Genomic DNA, 15,657 nt, shown 5'->3' with positions numbered 1-15,657 from the left:
AAAATCCATTCTAATGTAGAGGTACCACTGACAAGAGATTCCGTCGCGAGGAGCCGGATGAGGGGAAACTTTCACGTCCGGTTTTGGAGACGAGTCGGCGGGGGCGACCCCACGGCTTAGTTTAATTACCGTTCGCGTAGCGTGGCCATAGGCCTTGTAACCGAACCATTAGGTGGTGTTGGTAAGAAGCCCGCGTTGTCCCGTTAGGGCAACGTCGGGAGTACGTCACTACAAAAATACTAACTTAGTCAGAGCGACCCATAACCAACTTTATCCATAACTATTGTCTTGATGCAGTGGCTACTTTCTTGCCTCTTGCCTCTTGCCTCTTGCCTCTTGCCTTTTGCCTCTTGCCTCATAGATACTGCTTAAACGGATGTGCCAATATTCCCAGTATCAGATCAATTTCCTTAATATAATAGTCATCTAAATCAATAAACACCAATTGATTCACCAACTTGATAAACTTCCAATTTGTCCCAGTAGTTACAGCTCCATAGATAGCATCAATATCCTGATCCTGTTGTTGATTAAATCTCTGAGCTGCTACCATTTCCGCAATGCACTGTCCTAATCCCCCCTTAATATTTTCATTTTTTGCCTCCACGAGGGTGACAACTGGTGTCCGAATTTCATACATTTCCTTAGAAGCAGTAAGGATATAATCACAGTATCCATTTAATCCAGTGCCTTTATCGACATTCAATTCAGTTCCAGAAAAAAAACCGATTTTGAAATCAAGCAGACGGCGCACTTCCAGTAAAACCGGAGCAATAACTAACTCAGAACGAGCTTTTTCCGTATTGATAGCATTCGTGAGCGGCAGATTTTCCTTAAGGGTTGTTTTCAAGTGATCACTCGGCTCGATAGGAGCAATATCCTTAAATATAGTATTCCCCTCATCAACAATGAGGTTAAACGTCGTTTGAACTTTGTAGATAGTTGTAAAGTCACTATATGCCATGATCTTTATTTATCATGTCTCCTATAGCAATCCTAAATCAAGGAAACAGAAATTTATCCTTTCTTGATGCAAAGCGCGAGTGGGGTAAACCCCCAAGACCGCTTAGGTGAGCTTGACCCGTAATTAAATTCGCCACGGGTCGCACCTCTGCATCGCTGATACTTCATAAAAAAATCGGTCAAGTTTTGGTTAACCCCAATCCTTGACCGAATGAATGAACAAAAATTCCACCAGTACAGCTTAGCTGTATCTACATCCACCAGTGGTGGACACAGAAATATTACACTTTACTGATTATCCCCCATTGTAGCCAGGGATTGAATCCCTGGCAAATTGCTATCTTAATCGAGTAGCAGATATCGAATCAATATACTGATCACCTCACCAGGATTTCCAGTAAGTTGGGGTGTAGTCAATTAATTTGAGAATTGATTTATAATTGAAATACCAAAACATGTCTATATCCACCCCTCCCCAACAAATCACAAATCAAACCAAGCAAATCTAAACTAAGTTTAGCTTTGCTAAGCGTCCAAGTTCACTAAAAAATACCTTTTTAGTAGAGTTAAAAATGGTACAGATACCCGCTATACCTGAAACTGATAACCTACAGATTGAGTTACCTAGAAGTATAGGATTGTCCATTACTTTAGAACAGTTTGTTGAACTCGAAGCCGCGAATCGAGATTTAAGACTTGAAAGAACAGCTAAAGGAGAATTAATTGTGAATCCACCCACGGGCTGGGAAACGGGAAACCGTAACGGTAGAATTAACCAGCAACTATTTAATTGGGCTGATGTGGATGGTACTGGAATAGCTTTTGACTCCTCTACAGGCTTTACGTTACCTAATGGTGCAATACGTTCTCCAGATGCATCCTGGGTCAGTCAAAAACGCTGGCAAACATTAACAGATGAACAGCTAGTAACGTTTCCCAATATTTGTCCTGATTTTGTAGTGGAGTTACGATCTAGTTCAGACACTCTGAAATCTTTGCAAGACAAGATGGTTGAGTATATGGAAAATGGTGCTAAATTAGGCTGGTTAATCAATCCCCAACAACGCCAGGTGGACGTTTATCGACCGGGGTTAACAGTAGAAAGATTAGATAATCCTGTTGAATTGTCTGGTGAAGAGGTTTTACCAGGTTTTTTGTTGGATTTGCATCGGGTTTGGGATTGACCAATGCCTAAAAGGCTAATGGAAAAGCCGATGCCAGGATTAATTAAACAAGCCCCTGACAATTATCCCCATCTCCCCATCTCCCCACACCTCCCCATCTCCCCACACTCCCTATCTCCCACACTTCCGACACTTTAGCCATCTTCCCGAGACTACCATCGGTGACATCCGTTCTTGATGCAATAGCGAGTGGGGGAAACCCCCGCAGGTCGGCGCTGCATCGCTTACCAATCTTTTGCTCTGAAAGCTATTTTCCTAGCACCGTGCTATTGACTTTATTCAGTTAATATGCGTGCCAGATGACTTGTGCAGTTTCTTCGATAGGCTAAAGGGAACGATAAATCTGTGAGGACTGGGGTATGACTCAGGAATTAATCGATCTCAGAATAAGTATCCTAGAGGGACGCTACGCAGATGCCTTAGCAATTGTAGATGAGTTGGAACAGATGAGTAAACGCGCAACTCTGCATCAGATTGAATCCTATTTAAACAAGGCATTGATTAACTTGATTAAAAACCAAGTAGAGGAGCGTTTGGCAAATTCTTGGGCAGCTTCAATTCGTGATTTCATTCGGGAAATCCAAAAACTGAATCTCAAAGATAACCAAAAATCCTATACTATCAATGCTGATCAATGGCAGTCATTGATAGACAATGAACTAGAGGCAGCAATTTCCACGGCGAGTGTGGAGGTTCTCAATGGTGCCTATACTCCAGTTCAACTTTCAAAACTAGTAGATAGAGCTCAGCTGAGGCAAACAACTCAAGATTTGCTGGCCTTGACATACCTCCATTCAAAAAAGGATTTACCTTTATTTATTAATGACTATTTAACTAAATTACCAGGAGGTTCTTATTGGAACCAAGATATACAACTATAAATCGAGTTATTCACAATCGACAATACCTATGACTTCTCTTCCTTATCCATCACAGCCACTAATTTCACCTCGGCAAACCTTGCCGACAATGTATGACTTACCCAGCGAAAATCCCAAAGAACCTGGTTTGCCTGACGAATTTCATTTTTTTCAACCCCTACTATTATTGTTAACCTTTGCCCCTGCCAACTCCAACCCAGAGTTAGTCTTTAGTGCTTGTGACCTCAATCTTTACTATGATCTCAACCATCCCGGTTGGTATAAGCGACCGGATTGGTTTGGTGTAGTAGGTGTGCCTCGGCTTTATCAAAGCAAAGACCTACGTTTAAGTTATGTCATCTGGCAAGAACAAGTCAGTCCATTTGTAGTGGTGGAGTTATTGTCTCCTGGCACCGAAGATGAAGATCATGGTCAAACCGTGAGCGCACCGGGAAAACCTCCGACTAAGTGGCAGGTTTATGAACAGATTCTGCGAGTACCTTACTATGTAATTTTTAGTCGCTACACCAACGAGTTACAAGGGTTTCATCTAGTTGGTGATCACTACAAACCCGCAGTGCTAAATCAGGACAGGTTACTGATGCCGGAGTTGGGATTAAGTTTAGGGTTGTGGCGTGGCAGTTTTCGCGATATCCCCCGATTATGGTTACGCTGGATGACCCTTGAGGGGAATTTAATTCCTCTAGCAAGCGAGGAGTTAGCACAAGCTCAGCTCGAAGCTATAAAAGCTAAGCAACGAGCAGAACGTTTGGCGGCGCGACTGCGTGAGTTAGGTATTAATCCAGACCAATTGGATTAAGTCGCTGTTAAGGATTTGTGCGTTCGCGTTTTCACCACAATCACTGCATCAATGGCCAGTACTTTTAGTTCAGATGAGGATTCACCTGTTAAAACTACCCAGAGAATTGTCTTACAAAACGTCAGTTGGCAGACGTACAAGGCGCTATTGGCAGACTTAGGAGATCATCGAGCCTCGCGTCTTGCCTATGCTCAAGGAATGCTAGAAATCACGATGCCCTCAGATCGCCATGAGACATACAAGCAGCTGCTAGAACGGATGGTGAATACCTTAACCGAAGAACTGAATCTTCGGGTCAAAGGGTTTGCTTCTACAACCCTGAATCGGGAGGATTTAGAGCATGGTGCAGAACCTGACTCTTGCTACTACATCGGCAATGTTGACTATATTCAAGGCAGGACAGTAGATTTAGCCAATGATCCTCCACCAGACTTGGTGATTGAAGTCGATATTACCAGTTCATCCAGTCGGAGATTTGGGATTTACAAGCAGATAGGAGTACCTGAAGTTTGGCGTTATATAGGACAAACTGTAGAAATTTACCGGCTGCAAAATGGAGACTATGTTCGTTGTCAGGACAATTTCACCTTTGAGATTCTCTCTGTAGAAATTATCAATCAGTTTTTGCAGCAGGCAGAAACCCAGGATGACACTACCATGATTTTAGCTTGGCGTAAATGGGTGAGAGAAAATCTACCAGAGGATTAACGTTGCGGCTAAAGTATTTGGTTTTAAGGCGTTGCTGATTACTCTATTCAGCAATGCCTTAATGAGGATTATTAAGGTGTTGCAACCTAAACTTATCATCGAATTTATACAGACTGAGATTTCTAGCTTCGATTAGAGACTTGCGTTTACAAAAAATACCAATTCAAGTAGGGTGGGCAAAGTAATATAATCTAGAATACTCACAAAAAAAACTGTTTTTGGCCACCCTACAAGCTGAGATTTCTAGCTTCGATTACTTGAGCCATACTAGTTATTAAAATAAAGCGCGATTAGCGCGCTCTGGCTCATGGGGTAATCAACCGTTGGTGGAGATCAAGACTCTTTGTCCCATTCAACACCTTCTTTCTTGGCCTCGGTAACAGCACGTTCTAGAAGGTAAGCAGCAAGGTTCGATAGAGGGCGTCCATCGTAATCAGCCCATCGCTGTAAATCGTCTGCAATCCGGTCGGGTAAGGTTACTTGTATACGTTTGCTCATAATCTCTATTCTAAGTTCACCTGTTATTTGATGTAAAATTTTACCTTATTTGTACTTAAAACGTATCTTTTATATACATAATAGTATAATATTGATGTAATTACCAGCAAGTTTCCTATGGTAGAAACAGTTAGAGAAAAAAGCGATCAGCCTCCTAGCTATCAGCAAGCCTTAGATGAATTCGGCATCACACAACTGTTGTCCCATTTGAAAAGCTACGGGGATGCTGACTTCAATGCAGAGTCAATGGATATAGAAGAACCAGAACTAAAAACTCTAGCTACCGTCCTTATCCAGCACCTAACTCAGAATCTGACCGGAAAACTGATAGCCAGTTATTTAAATACGATCCGCCAGGGAGACTCAGATATACTGTTTGACCCCATTAAAACAGAAATCGCGCCCCCATCAATAGACCCCCCAGGTACTTGGAACCCTACAGCAACACCCCGTTATCAAACAGGATCACCGATTAGGTGGCGACCTCTAAACGGTCAAATGGACTGGGGTGTTGTGATCGGATTCTTCTACGCCTACGCCAGGCATCAAAGCCAATGGGCAATTTGCTACCTGATCTGGCTTGACAAAGACTCTCCTAGTGCAGCTTGGATCGTTGCTGACACAGCTTGGGAAGAAGACATTGAACCTCGGCATCCTAAGGGTAGGGTAACAACCAACTATAAAGATTCCTATTCTTGGACTTGCACTGAGGCTCTTGGCCCTAGAAATTATTTGAAATCCCCCAATGTGCTACGAACTCCTTCTGGGAGATACCGTTTCGATGATCAATATAGAACCCCTCCCCGGACTCTAACTCAACGAGAGCAAGATCTAATTGAACTCTACAGCAACTGTCAACTGGGTATGACTCCTAGACAATTCTATCATAAATGGGATGTGAATTACGAACAAATCGCTAGTATTTGCTCTCGCTCAACTGCCACCGTTCAGCGCTGGTTTTCCAGCGGTCACAACTATCGCCGTCCCCAGCCCATTGATTTGCGCCATCTTGCCCTGATGGATTTTCTCTTGGAGCATTTTGAGGAGATTCCCCAGGTAGTTAGGAATTTGCTATGTGCTTATGATCAACAGCAAATCGGGGATGGGTAATGGTTATATCAAGTCTGGTTGAATACCCATAATTAAGGGGAGATGGGGAGATGGGGAGATGGGGAGATGGGGAGATGGGGGGATTTTTATTAAGGGTAATTATCCTGACATGATATTAATGGCTAACAGATAACGGAAGCTTTTTTATTTAAATCGGCAATTTGGCAACACAGTGTTCTCTCGTAGCTGCTTTTATAGATAGGGTCGGAGGGTTGGACATCCCTACAAGCAGATCAACTGCAAGTAGACTTTTAAGGTGATCTAACCGTGCTCAGATCACCGTAGAAAATAGAGGCGCTAAAAGCACTGTCTTGAAGTGTTCAACTGCTTAAGGTTCTAACGGCTATAACTGTAGTTTTATAACTGTAGGTTTAGTCAAAGAGATTTAATCTATTTATCGATTTTATCAAAATAATCAATCAAACATGATGGAGCAGGGTGCTATGACCTACCGTGATCGACTAAGCCCATGGTGTATTATCAAGCCACTTCCTAAAATGCAGCGAATTATTGTCGCTCGCTTTCGTCGCCGAACTGACGCTGAGGCTCATCTACAAGTTCTGCGCAGACTGATGCCTGAGATGGAATATATACTTATTTTTGACCGAGACCCGGAGCAAGAGGAAATTAATACAGTAAGCGCTAGAGTAACAATATAACAAACAATACAGGTAAGCATTCAGCTATCAGCTATCAGCTATCAGCCATTCGCGTAGCGTGGTCTTTGGCCAAGGCTGACGGCTGACGGCTGAATGCTTACCAATACAGTCGCATCCCTGGTAAGACCTTTTAGTCATCAACTTAACCTCTAGCTCAGGTTTTTTTGGAATAGGATTGAACTGTAGTTCACTCAATAGTATAGCCTTGACGCATCGGTTTGGTTGGTCTTTAGAAGAGCGAGATCCAGAAGTAATTGAATCCTATCTGCCCCAGTGGGAATGGTTTTATCGCTACTACTTTCGGGTGAAAACTGATGGCTGGCAGCACATTCCTGAGAGTAAGGTGCTGTTGGTTGGTTCCCACAATGGTGGATTAGCTTCCCCTGATATGGTGATGATGATGTATGACTGGTTTCGCCGCTTTGGCACCCAGCGTCCAGTTTATGGTCTGATGCATTCCAATGCCTGGCAAATTTATCCAGCCCTGGCGCAGCTAGCGGCAAAGATCGGGGCAATCATGGCTCATCCCCAAATGGCGATCGCTGCTTTTCGTAAGGGAGCTAGTGTCTTAGTCTATCCAGGGGGTGCCCAAGATGTATTCCGTCCCCATAGCCAGCGTCATCAAATTCAATTGGCTGGACGTAAGGGCTTTATTAAACTGGCACTACGAGAAAAGGTTCCCATTGTACCGATTATATCCAATGGTGCCCATGATACCTTGATTGTCTTAGGTGACTGCTATGAACAGGCACGACAACTACACGAGTTGGGGATACCCTGGTTATTTGGTCTTGACCCACAAGTTTTCCCAATTTATCTCGGTTTGCCTTGGGGATTGGCGATTGGTCCTCTACCCAATATACCCTTGCCCATACCCATCACAACTCGTGTTTGCCCTCCGATTGTTTTTGAGCGCTATGGTCGTGTTGCTGCTCGCGATCAAGATTATGTTGATGCTTGTTACGAGCAAGTTTCTACTCAAATGCAATCGGAGCTAAATCGTTTGGTTGCTGGGTTATGAGTAACTGTTCCAATTTTATGGTTTAATTAGCATAGCATTTAAATTTTAGAGATTGAATTTTTGATTTAATGCTCCCTACAGCAAGCCTTATACCTAATCCAACGTTGTTAATGGTCAAGTCAAACTTGAATTACCTAGCAACTAGTATTAGTCCTAGGGAGCATTAATCACTCGGTGACTCTTCCTTGGTAGTTATCCCGGCAAACCCTCAAAATTTCCTGGTCACTATCACTAATAGAACTAATGGGTTGATATCCTTCTAGTCCAACTTTGTAAGGATAAGTAATAGCGCTATAGCGATGGTCAAGACTTAGCCGTTCACCAACTACAGCAATAGGTGAGTGCTGTTGACGGGAAATGGTATGGGACAAAGCGGTTTGGTTGTAGGGATCAATAACCGTCAAATCCATTTGTTTTGAATCTAGGGTGCCGTAAAAACAGCTATATTCTGAGTGAGGCATATATACCGCACCAAGTACGTTGCCCTGATTCGCTTCAAATACTAGATATTCTTTACCAATCTGTCCTGGTTGTGAGGATTCACCATAGAGGTAAATGCCATCATCAGGCATTGATGCATTTCGACTCGTTGCTTGAGTGTAGGCTCTAGCTGTAGTATCAATGGCTTGATCTGGCGGTTGAGGTGCTGGTGTTGCTATAGTTGATGAGGTAGTTACCAATCCTATCGTTAGCAATAGCGTTGTTAGGGGTAGTTTTCTAAGATTTAGCAGTTGACGTGCTGACAAGAACGATCCAGTTAATTGGTTAAGCATCATACTTACCCCCTTTGAAAAAAAACTGTAAGACACCCTAAGCAAAAATTCTGAGAGTTTAGACCGTCAATTGATGAAGCCATAATCAATCAGAAAAAGTTAATTTTTCTTAAACCAGAGTTATGTTGACTCTTGAGGTTATAAACCTATTTAAGCCTAAACTATGCTTTGGTTTGTTCCTTTGTTGATCGGTTTATCAACTGTCACACTTGGCGCTGGTCATAGCCTGAAATTTTGCTGAAGCTTGACTATCAGCTTTCTCCCAGCTATTGGTTGACCCAAGCTTTAAGCAACTATGAGTGACCTTTTGCTGAAATAGGTGAGTCCAGACTCATCTTTTATTCAACCCTTGGAATAATTTTTCGTCCAGGTTGAGGTAGAAATTGCTTCTTAAATGGCTCCCCCAGGTTTTTTACCTCCTCACTCTCCGGTTTTGATGTGAAAATTTTGTGAAATTATAGGTGAACTTATACAGTGATGTGAATTTTGCTCTGACTATAGAAATACTCCAAAGGTAAGAACAGAGATTTCGGGGTTTTTTACATTTCTTTACAAAAAAAGAAGTGGTAACCGTTTCTGGCTACCACTCATGCTTGGAAGACAGTCAACCATTAGCTAGCTAGCGATGTACTCCCGGAAATTAGCATGGCGACGCCGTAGCTGTGCTAAAGCTTGATGTTCTAACTGGCGCACCCGTTCACGACTGAGGTTAAGTCGCTTACCAACTTTAGCCAGAGACAGCTCTTTGCCATCCTCTAACCCAAAGCGTAGCGCTAGCACTTCCCGCTGTTGAGGGGTGAGTTCTGCTAACAGCAGATTTAGGTCTTGCCGCAAGGACTCCTGAGTGGTGTAGTTAACCGGTGTTAGACCATCATCTTCTAGCAGCTCAGACAGCTCTGTGTCTTGGTTATCTCCCACCCGAACGTCGAGAGAGATGGGTTGACGAGCAATGCTCAAATATTCCCGAATCTGAGCTGGTTCTAAATCCAACTCCTTAGCAATCTCGGTGGGAGTAGCATTGCGACCTAGGGTCTGGGATAGTTCCCGTTGTACTTTCTTAATTTTATTGAGCTTTTCAGTAATGTGGATAGGCAGCCGAATTGCACGAGCTTGCTGAGCGATCGCACGGGTGATCGCTTGCCGAATCCACCAATAAGCGTAGGTGGAAAACTTGTAGCCCCGGGTTGGGTCAAATTTCTCAACCCCTCGCTCTAAGCCCAAGGTACCTTCCTGGATTAAGTCCAAGAATTCCATGTTGCGCTTCTGATACTTCTTAGCGATCGCTACCACTAGGCGCAGATTCGCTTCAATCATCTTGCGCTTAGCTCGAGTACCTTGGTCTATGGCTTTTTTCAGTTCTGCTTCGGTCTTATTAATGGACGAAGCCCACTCTTCAGTTGTCGGTTCGCGCTCTAGCTCCTGTTCCAAGGTGCCTTTTGCCTCTAAAAGTGCCATCATTTGCTGCACTTGTTTACCATAAACAATTTCTTGCTCATGGGTCAGCAGAGGTACGCGACCGATCTCATGAAGATAGGTACGAACCATATCTGCTGAGAAGGTAGGCTTGGTAGGCTTGGTAGTTTTGGTTTTGGTTTTAGAAGTGGGCATGGGTGAGTGGTGACTCCAAAAACAAGCAGTATAGTAGATTCTGTTGCGGATGTTTACTCCATCAAGTAACTACAATCTCTTTCCCTTGAGATCATTGCGCCATGGATTGCATTACATTTATTACAAGAGGTATTAACCACCTACCTCCTTCCTTAGAAAGAGATTTAACCGTAACTATGAGGTTGACGCTGTATACTAAGTCAAGTTTTTCTAGGTTTTGTCTGGGGCTTGCCCCAGTAATGGTACTCCTACAAGTTGACCAGGCACGCTTAGATCATACTCTTGGGGCCTTGGTGTTTTACCCGCAACCAAATCGAAGATGTGGGCTTTAGGGCTTCGATGTTTCATCTGCTGCTGACCCCCTTTAGCTATATAAGTATTTATAGGTGATATATACTTATATATAAGCTATTTACAGATTGGTCTTATACAGCGTCCGGAGGTTTGGCTGAACGAGCACTTACTCCCGTAGTAGTTTCCTACTACCCTGGCAGCAACCCGCCTCCCCCAGGTGGTTTGAGGTCTTCAGGTTAACTCCCTTTAGTAAGGGTTAAACACTTTGGAATTAACTTGAAGTCATTATGATTTCAACATAGCTCCATTGTATTAGATATTTAGACCCCGGTAAAGGTGAAAAGGTTCAACAATTGTTTGTCTTGAGGAAAAAATCGCAATATCATAGGGACAGAGTCCGTCGATTACATTTCTTGATGCAGTCGCTCATGGGGGAACCCCCTTTGGCGGCACTGGCTCCCCAAGACCGCTTAGGTGTGCTTTCCGTTGGCGAATTAAATTCGCCAACGGAAAGCACACCTCTGCATCGCTGGTGGGACTTGGGACCTTGGTGGGGCTTCGGAGATTAAGCCTCAGGTACACCCTCCATTAAAATAATCACCCAATAATCAGGAAATAGATAGATACCCCGAAGTGAGATAACCGAACTCATGGGGGTCGTGATGTCTAGACAGGCACCAATTACTGCCACTGCTAATTGAAGAGTTGGAAGTAATTGGTTGGAGTTGGCTAGGGGGAACTTACGTAACTATAAAATTAAGAAAGATCCACATCCGACCCACTAGCACAAGCGAGAAAACACTGTGCCACACACGATTGTTACTGATACTTGCCAAGGAATTGCTGATTGCGTTGAATGTTGCCCAGTGGCGTGCATTCATCCAGGACCAGGGAAAAATGCCCTGGGGAGTGACTGGTACTGGATTGACTTTTCTAGCTGCATTGACTGTGGCATTTGCGTGGAAGTCTGTCCAGTTGAGGGCGCTATTATACCAGAAGAGCGACCGGATTTGCAGAAAACGCCATAATTTTTTTGGGATCATCCTATTGTTGTACAAACTATCCAAAGGTTAAATGCATAAAACTGGGGGATTGTAGACTGTTGAGGAATAGTTCAAAAATTTCTCCCCTACTCCCCTCGGAGACAGGATGAAAACTCACTATTAAAACTCAATACCAGGTTGTGCCTTAATCCCCTGTTCTTTTAAAGGATGTTTCACTAATGTCATCTCTGTGACTAGGTCAGCTCGTTCAATTAGCGCGGCTGGTGCTCCCCTACCGGTTAAGATGACATGGGAATCAGCGGGTTTTTGGTCTAGTCCAGCCAAAACCTGCTCAATGGTTAGATAGTTGAGTTTCAAGGCTATGTTAATCTCATCCAATAGCACTAGCTTAATGTCAGGGTTACGGATAAACCCTAAGGCGGCATCCCAGGCGGATTGGGCTTTTTCGATGTCTCGCTCTCGATCTTGAGTCTCCCAGGTAAAGCCTTCGCCCATGGCATGGAACTCTAATTGAGGGGGATTGTTATCAGTGGCTACTGTCCAGTGCTCTAAGGCAGCTTTTTCGGCGGGTTCCCAAGCACCCTTAATAAATTGTACAATCACAACTCGGTAGCCATGACCAAGCGATCGCAAGACCATGCCTAAGCCAGCTGTGGTCTTCCCTTTGCCGTTGCCGGTATGAACCACAATCAGACCTTTTTGTTTGGAGGCTTTAGCTAGGCGTTGTTCCTGTATTTCCTTGCGTCGCTGCATTTTTTGCTGATATTGCGATCGCGTTAGCCCAGTGCCAGAGAAATCAGCGGTGTTTACCGATTCTAGACCTTGGTTGGAATCACTAGCAGACTTGATTGTGGTATTCATGGGTTTATGATCAATTCATTTTCAGCGACTCTTTAGCATACAGCATCAAAGACTGTAATGCTTATATTGCTATCCCTGCCAACACCAAGAAACTTATGGTATCCCCAAAACAGAGGAGTGCTGCTGATCAAGCTATCCCACACCAGCTGACGCGATCGCAGAAAAGTCGTGTAAAAATCCCAAAAAAAATCTCAATAGGGGTGCTTTTGGCCTTACTGTCTTGCCTAATTTTGTCGTTTCAGAATATAATCATATATGTAATCTTTAATCAATCTTGGCTCTTTGGTCTACAGAATGTTCAAGTGGGAGGCTTAGTGGCTCCTGGTTTTGGCAACTCGCTACTGATTCTGTGGCTAAAGATGCTGGTGGTAGTACCGTTGATGGCATTTGTGGCTAGGTTACTCTACCCATCGGTGTGGCGAGATATTAGGCGTTGTGCTCTGTCGGGAGACTTGCCTTTATTTGGCCAGGTCGTGGCGAGTAGCTTCTTTTTATTTTTATCCCAAGTGCTAATATACCTATCATTAGGTATTATTCAACCAGGGGTAGCAATCACCATTTTTTTTATATATCCTATTGTGACGGTAATCTTGACAGGATTGCTGTTTGGGAATCGCACACATCTATTTCCCTCCGATCTATATCGCCCACATCTAGTTCGTGGTCTAGTCATGGTTGGTGTTGTGGGCGGAGCGTTGCTGATTGCCCTGCCTAGTCTTGCAGCTAACCAGCCCTCTTCTGAATTGGGAGTTATAGCTGCTGCTGGTGCGGGTTTGAGCTTCGCTGTTTACATTATCTTGACCCAAGTCAGTGCTAGAAAGCTCAACCCTATTCCTTATAGCTTTATTAATTTTATATTAATTTTGGTATTTTCTAGCCTGAGCTTATCATTTCCCCTAGATCAATCTTGGCGCTTTTTTGTTGAACCAAGCCACAGACTGGCTTTATACTTCAGCTGTCTGGGGTTGGGGGTAATCACCTTAGTGAGCTATCTCGTGCAAAACCTTGCCATCAGGCTCATTGGTGGGCGTATAGCTGCGATTATCGCGTCAACAGCACCAGTGTTAACTACCGTCTTAGCCGTGGGATTTATTCAAGAAGGTTTAGGGTTACAGGAAATTATCGGATTGTTTCTGGTAACGTTAGGTGTGGTAACCCTAAGTATGGAAAAATTGCGGCATCAGAGTTGGAAACGATCACAGTAAAGAAAAAATTAAGCGTAATTGGATATTGACCAACGTGGCACAGGTTATTCTGGAAAACGTTTATAAAAGTGTTCCCGCCCGCAAAGGGGATACTGTTGTTGCACCAGTAACAACGGAACCTAAGGTGACAAAGAACGAAGAGTCACCAAGCCTTGAAGGAGAAAAATCTGCACAGACACCTAAAACCCTTAATATCTTGCGGCGCATAAATCTGGAAGTCAACGATGGCGAGTTTATGGTGCTGGTTGGTCCTTCAGGCTGTGGCAAAAGTACTCTATTGCGGATCATTGCTGGACTAGAGGAATTGACTGCGGGCAAAATTTGGGTGGGGAACAGACAAGTTAATGATTTACCACCCAAAGAACGAGACATCGCCATGGTGTTTCAAAATTATGCCCTCTATCCCCATCTGAGTGTGTATGAAAACATTGCCTTTGGACTCAGACGAACTGGCTATGGGCAATTCAACATGGCAGAAGACTCTAATGGGAACTCTAATAGTGTGCATTGGGGCAAGAATCTGCCACCCCAAATCAAGCAAGGGCTTGTGGCTACAGGCATGTTGAATGGGGAAGTTCGCTCGAATCTGGAAAATGTGTTAACCACAATGACGCGATCGCTTCCTCGGGAACTGCGATACCTGTCCGAACGAGAGAAAAAGATTGATCAGCAGGTTCGCAAAGTAGCTAAGTTGCTACAAGTAGAACACTTGCTGAATCGATTGCCAAAGCAGCTGTCTGGGGGACAAAAACAACGGATTGCTCTGGGACGGGCAATTTCCCGTAATCCCCAGGTCTTTTTAATGGATGAACCCCTTTCTAATTTGGATGCTAAACTCCGGGCAGAGACTCGCAGCCAAATTGTGAAACTACAGCGGCAGTTGGGTACAACTACGATCTACGTCACCCATGACCAAACGGAAGCGATGACTATGGGGGATCGGATCGCGGTGATGAAAGACGGTCGCATCCAACAGATTGCTCCTCCTCTAGAAATATATAATCAACCGGCTAACCGGTTTGTGGCGGAATTCATTGGTTCACCACCGATGAATTTTATCCCGGTTCAGGTGAAAGCCCCTCGGATAGTGTGTAATTCTCAGTTCCGCCTGACCCTTCCAGAAGTTTGGGAACCGATACTGCACCAGTATGATGGTCAATCCTTAACCTTAGGAGTTCGTCCGGAACATATGAGTATCAGTGCTCCTGCCCCCAAAAACTTGGTGGTTAGCGTTGATCTAGTGGAAGCTCTAGGGAACGATACTTATCTATCCGTCAGTATCCCTGAAGACTCTAGCCCTCTTCAGGTCAGAGTGCCACCAGATAAAATTGTCAGAATAGGTGACGAAATTTGGCTGTCTATAGACCCAGAGAAGATTCATTTATTTAATCCCCATGATGGGATGGCAATTCCTAAGTCTGTTAGCTAAGTCGTAAGCTATCAGCTATCAGCTATCAGCTATCAGCTATCAGCTATCAGCTTAAGCGCTACGCGCACGCTACGCGAACAGCTATTAGCTATCAGCTATCAGTTATCAGCTTATGGCTACACTACTTGAGGTGCTTTTGAATAAAATATGCTGAGTGCTGAGTGCTGACCGCTGAATGCTGAATGCTGAATGCTTACCAAACAATAGACTAGACTTTGCCCCAGTTGTCGGAAACTTCCGGTCTCGAAAGCAGAGAAATTGATAAAAACAGGATTATAACGTTAATCCCTGATTCGGATCCCCCTAAATCCCCCTTAGTAAGGGGGACTTTTGGGTTGCATTTCCTCCTTTTTTAAGGGGGACTTTTGGGTTGCATTTCCTTCTTTTCTGACGATTCCCGATTCCCGATTCCCGATTCCCGACTCCCGATTCCCGATTCCCGATTCCCGACTCCCGACTCCCGATTCCCGACTCCCGACTCCCGATTCCCGATTCCCGATTCCCGATTCCCGACTCCCGATTCCCGACTCCCGATTCCCGATTCCCGAATCCCGACTCCCGATTCCCGATTCCCTTAATTATTATGAAAAAACTATCACGGAAAACACCACGTCTAAAACCCCACACATATGACTTCATTCATCTCGTATGAAGTCTTCT

At 44.1% G+C, this 15,657-nt stretch carries 17 protein-coding genes; 12 read left to right on the top strand and 5 right to left on the bottom strand.

Annotated elements, in window-relative coordinates:
* Window positions 1-355 precede the first annotated feature (355 nt).
* A complete protein-coding gene (locus tag F6K46_RS32435) occupies window positions 356-964 on the bottom strand; it encodes a hypothetical protein (RefSeq protein ID WP_293065636.1) in 609 nt (202 codons plus the stop codon).
* A gap of 571 nt (window positions 965-1,535) precedes the next feature.
* Here F6K46_RS32435 and F6K46_RS32430 point away from each other — a divergent pair.
* From F6K46_RS32430 to F6K46_RS32415, 4 genes are all read left to right on the top strand, one after another.
* Complete coding sequence (locus F6K46_RS32430) at window positions 1,536-2,147, top strand: Uma2 family endonuclease (protein WP_293065638.1); 612 nt, start codon at window positions 1,536-1,538, stop codon at window positions 2,145-2,147.
* Window positions 2,148-2,506: 359 nt separating this feature from the next.
* Complete coding sequence (locus F6K46_RS32425) at window positions 2,507-3,028, top strand: DUF29 family protein (RefSeq protein ID WP_070393800.1); 522 nt, start codon at window positions 2,507-2,509, stop codon at window positions 3,026-3,028.
* Window positions 3,029-3,056: 28 nt separating this feature from the next.
* Window positions 3,057-3,827, top strand: coding sequence for a Uma2 family endonuclease (locus F6K46_RS32420; protein ID WP_293065641.1), 771 nt, complete (start codon window positions 3,057-3,059; stop codon window positions 3,825-3,827).
* A 51-nt stretch (window positions 3,828-3,878) separates the two neighbouring features.
* The gene (locus F6K46_RS32415; protein WP_293021244.1) at window positions 3,879-4,535 is read left to right on the top strand and encodes a Uma2 family endonuclease; all 657 of its coding nucleotides are present in this window, start codon (window positions 3,879-3,881) and stop codon (window positions 4,533-4,535) included.
* 333 nt (window positions 4,536-4,868) lie between these two features.
* Here F6K46_RS32415 and F6K46_RS32410 read toward each other — a convergent pair whose 3' ends face one another.
* The gene (locus F6K46_RS32410; protein WP_083305265.1) at window positions 4,869-5,033 is read right to left on the bottom strand and encodes a hypothetical protein; all 165 of its coding nucleotides are present in this window, start codon (window positions 5,031-5,033) and stop codon (window positions 4,869-4,871) included.
* Window positions 5,034-5,150: 117 nt separating this feature from the next.
* Between F6K46_RS32410 and F6K46_RS32405 the strand changes: the two genes are divergently transcribed.
* The 3 genes from F6K46_RS32405 to F6K46_RS32395 all read left to right on the top strand — a co-directional run bounded on the left by F6K46_RS32405 (window position 5,151) and on the right by F6K46_RS32395 (window position 7,823).
* The gene (locus tag F6K46_RS32405) at window positions 5,151-6,143 is read left to right on the top strand and encodes a hypothetical protein (RefSeq protein WP_293021243.1); all 993 of its coding nucleotides are present in this window, start codon (window positions 5,151-5,153) and stop codon (window positions 6,141-6,143) included.
* Window positions 6,144-6,586: 443 nt separating this feature from the next.
* Window positions 6,587-6,802 carry a hypothetical protein gene (locus F6K46_RS32400; protein ID WP_293021242.1) on the top strand — a complete coding sequence of 72 codons (216 nt, stop codon included), beginning with the start codon at window positions 6,587-6,589 and terminating at the stop codon, window positions 6,800-6,802.
* Window positions 6,803-7,007: 205 nt separating this feature from the next.
* Window positions 7,008-7,823 (top strand): lysophospholipid acyltransferase family protein, encoded by an 816-nt coding sequence (locus tag F6K46_RS32395; protein ID WP_293065644.1) that lies wholly within the window; start codon window positions 7,008-7,010, stop codon window positions 7,821-7,823.
* A 167-nt stretch (window positions 7,824-7,990) separates the two neighbouring features.
* Here the strand turns inward: F6K46_RS32395 and F6K46_RS32390 are convergent, their stop codons facing one another.
* Window positions 7,991-8,518 (bottom strand): hypothetical protein, encoded by a 528-nt coding sequence (locus F6K46_RS32390; RefSeq protein ID WP_293043557.1) that lies wholly within the window; start codon window positions 8,516-8,518, stop codon window positions 7,991-7,993.
* Between the two features lie 693 nt (window positions 8,519-9,211).
* Window positions 9,212-10,204: an RNA polymerase sigma factor, RpoD/SigA family gene (locus F6K46_RS32385; RefSeq protein WP_293065650.1), complete on the bottom strand. Its 993-nt coding sequence runs from the start codon at window positions 10,202-10,204 to the stop codon at window positions 9,212-9,214.
* Window positions 10,205-10,914: 710 nt separating this feature from the next.
* On the opposite strand from F6K46_RS32385, the gene F6K46_RS32380 reads away from it, so the two are divergent.
* Together F6K46_RS32380 and F6K46_RS32375 are read left to right on the top strand one after the other, a co-directional pair.
* Window positions 10,915-11,067 (top strand): hypothetical protein, encoded by a 153-nt coding sequence (locus tag F6K46_RS32380; protein ID WP_293065653.1) that lies wholly within the window; start codon window positions 10,915-10,917, stop codon window positions 11,065-11,067.
* A gap of 234 nt (window positions 11,068-11,301) precedes the next feature.
* Complete coding sequence (locus tag F6K46_RS32375) at window positions 11,302-11,526, top strand: ferredoxin family protein (protein WP_083305266.1); 225 nt, start codon at window positions 11,302-11,304, stop codon at window positions 11,524-11,526.
* A 135-nt stretch (window positions 11,527-11,661) separates the two neighbouring features.
* Here F6K46_RS32375 and cobO read toward each other — a convergent pair whose 3' ends face one another.
* Entirely contained in the window at window positions 11,662-12,363 is a 702-nt protein-coding gene (cobO, locus tag F6K46_RS32370; RefSeq protein WP_293065656.1) for a cob(I)yrinic acid a,c-diamide adenosyltransferase, read from the bottom strand.
* Between cobO and F6K46_RS32365 the strand changes: the two genes are divergently transcribed.
* The 3 genes from F6K46_RS32365 to F6K46_RS32355 all read left to right on the top strand — a co-directional run bounded on the left by F6K46_RS32365 (window position 12,351) and on the right by F6K46_RS32355 (window position 15,575).
* Window positions 12,351-13,568, top strand: coding sequence for a DMT family transporter (locus tag F6K46_RS32365; protein ID WP_293065659.1), 1,218 nt, complete (start codon window positions 12,351-12,353; stop codon window positions 13,566-13,568). The two genes, cobO and F6K46_RS32365, sit on opposite strands and share 13 nt — an antisense overlap.
* Before the next feature lie 193 nt (window positions 13,569-13,761).
* Entirely contained in the window at window positions 13,762-14,997 is a 1,236-nt protein-coding gene (locus F6K46_RS32360; RefSeq protein ID WP_366510826.1) for an ABC transporter ATP-binding protein, read from the top strand.
* A gap of 365 nt (window positions 14,998-15,362) precedes the next feature.
* Window positions 15,363-15,575 (top strand): hypothetical protein, encoded by a 213-nt coding sequence (locus tag F6K46_RS32355; RefSeq protein ID WP_293117740.1) that lies wholly within the window; start codon window positions 15,363-15,365, stop codon window positions 15,573-15,575.
* Window positions 15,576-15,657: the final 82 nt, after the last annotated feature.

The sequence above is a fragment of the Moorena sp. SIO3E8 genome, from assembly GCF_010692445.1.
GTDB lineage: Bacteria > Cyanobacteriota > Cyanobacteriia > Cyanobacteriales > Coleofasciculaceae > Moorena > Moorena bouillonii.
The sequence above is the reverse complement of the archived record's forward strand: the minus strand, read 5'-3'. Positions and strand labels throughout refer to the sequence as shown.

Coding starts and splice junctions, on each gene's coding strand:
- F6K46_RS32385 (WP_293065650.1), bottom strand. CDS start 10,204: ATGCCCACTTCTAAAACCAAAACCAAAACTACCAAGCCTACCAAGCCT.
- F6K46_RS32420 (WP_293065641.1), top strand. CDS start 3,057: ATGACTTCTCTTCCTTATCCATCACAGCCACTAATTTCACCTCGGCAA.
- F6K46_RS32415 (WP_293021244.1), top strand. CDS start 3,879: ATGGCCAGTACTTTTAGTTCAGATGAGGATTCACCTGTTAAAACTACC.
- cobO (WP_293065656.1), bottom strand. CDS start 12,363: ATGAATACCACAATCAAGTCTGCTAGTGATTCCAACCAAGGTCTAGAA.
- F6K46_RS32425 (WP_070393800.1), top strand. CDS start 2,507: ATGACTCAGGAATTAATCGATCTCAGAATAAGTATCCTAGAGGGACGC.
- F6K46_RS32435 (WP_293065636.1), bottom strand. CDS start 964: ATGGCATATAGTGACTTTACAACTATCTACAAAGTTCAAACGACGTTT.
- F6K46_RS32410 (WP_083305265.1), bottom strand. CDS start 5,033: ATGAGCAAACGTATACAAGTAACCTTACCCGACCGGATTGCAGACGAT.
- F6K46_RS32430 (WP_293065638.1), top strand. CDS start 1,536: ATGGTACAGATACCCGCTATACCTGAAACTGATAACCTACAGATTGAG.
- F6K46_RS32380 (WP_293065653.1), top strand. CDS start 10,915: ATGCAGTCGCTCATGGGGGAACCCCCTTTGGCGGCACTGGCTCCCCAA.
- F6K46_RS32400 (WP_293021242.1), top strand. CDS start 6,587: ATGACCTACCGTGATCGACTAAGCCCATGGTGTATTATCAAGCCACTT.
- F6K46_RS32405 (WP_293021243.1), top strand. CDS start 5,151: ATGGTAGAAACAGTTAGAGAAAAAAGCGATCAGCCTCCTAGCTATCAG.